At 65.1% G+C, this 1,299-nt stretch carries 2 protein-coding genes; one reads left to right on the top strand and one right to left on the bottom strand.

Translation table 11 applies throughout. The features are described from left to right. Positions 1-240 precede the first annotated feature (240 nt). Positions 241-495: a hypothetical protein gene (locus DKL51_RS37270; protein WP_369008641.1), complete on the bottom strand. Its 255-nt coding sequence runs from the start codon at positions 493-495 to the stop codon at positions 241-243. On the opposite strand from DKL51_RS37270, the gene DKL51_RS23820 reads away from it, so the two are divergent. Next, entirely contained in the window at positions 490-1,146 is a 657-nt protein-coding gene (locus DKL51_RS23820; protein WP_369008642.1) for a sulfotransferase family protein, read from the top strand. The genes DKL51_RS37270 and DKL51_RS23820 overlap by 6 nt on opposite strands. Positions 1,147-1,299: the final 153 nt, after the last annotated feature.

Here is a 1,299-nt window from a genome sequence, read left to right on the forward strand (position 1 = left end):
TGCCGAGATCAGTGCATCAGTGTGTGAGGGATGCGGCGCGTTGGGAAGCTTCGATAATTCGTTGCTCGCTTGTTGGAGGCGGCCGTCCGGCACGCACTCGGCGCGGCGGGTGCGGGTCCGGCCCGTAGCAGCGGGTGAAAGGGATAAATGGCTTGCACAGGCGCCGGGCTGAGAGTTTGACTGCTCGCCATGCCTTTCCCCTCACCGATCTTCGTTGCGGGTACGGGTCGTTCGGGAACGTCACGGATCGCCGACATCATCGGCGAACATCCGCTGATCCATCGGATTCCCATGGAGACCCGGTTTCTCATCGACCCGGGTGGCCTGCGGGACCTGGCCGACGCGCTCACCGATCGATACGACCCCACCGTCGGTGAGGACGCCCTGCACCGGCTGAGCGACTTCCTCACCGTACGAGTGCCCGGCCGGCGCGACGATCGCGGCAAAACGGTTCCCGAGCTGGTCGGCGAGCGGCGCTACCGGGACGCGGTGCAACAGCTCTGGCCGCAGTTGATCGCGTACACATACGACGAACCTGCGCCCGCGGAAGGCTTCGGGAACGCCGACCGGCCTGCCGGGCCGTTCGAGCCGCTGACCCGCCGGCGGGTACTTCCCAGGTATTTCAGCGACCGGGGCGAACTGCTCGGAATCTTGCGGGGCCTGATCGACACCATGTTCGGCGGAGCAGCCGCCGACGCGGGCAAGCCGACCTGGTGCGAGAAGACACCGTTCAACCTGCTGTGCATGGAGTTCCTCTGGGAACTGGTCCCCGAAGCGACCATCGTGCACATCAAGCGTCACCCGGTCTCAGTGCTCGCATCCCACCTGGCCCAGCCATGGGCACCGCCCACCGTCGACGGCGCGCTCGCCTACCTCAAGCCGGTCTACCACCGATGGCTCACCTGGAAGAACACGGTCGACCTGACGGGCAGGCGATACATCGAGGTGAAAGCAGAAGATCTCGCAGCCGACTGGCCCGGGCAGCGCCGCGCCCTGTTCGAACGGCTCGACGTCGACGACTTCGCCACCCCTTCAACGTTTCAGTCGCACAAGCTGACGAACCGCAACGACCAATTCGACGACGAAACCCGCGAGTTCATCGAAGAAGCACTCGGCAAGGTCATCCCGGCCATGGGATATGAGTGACGGCTCTGGCTCTCCACCTTGACGACGCCGCGTCGCGCCCCTCGAACGCCCGGTAAACGCTGCTTCAGCCGAACCGCATCGCAGACCACTCGTTCCTAACTTTCCGGCCGTCTTTTGAGCCCGCGCTTATGGGCGGGTGCACGCTTCTGCCGC

Source organism: Micromonospora globispora (assembly GCF_003857015.1).
GTDB lineage: Bacteria > Actinomycetota > Actinomycetes > Mycobacteriales > Micromonosporaceae > Micromonospora > Micromonospora globispora.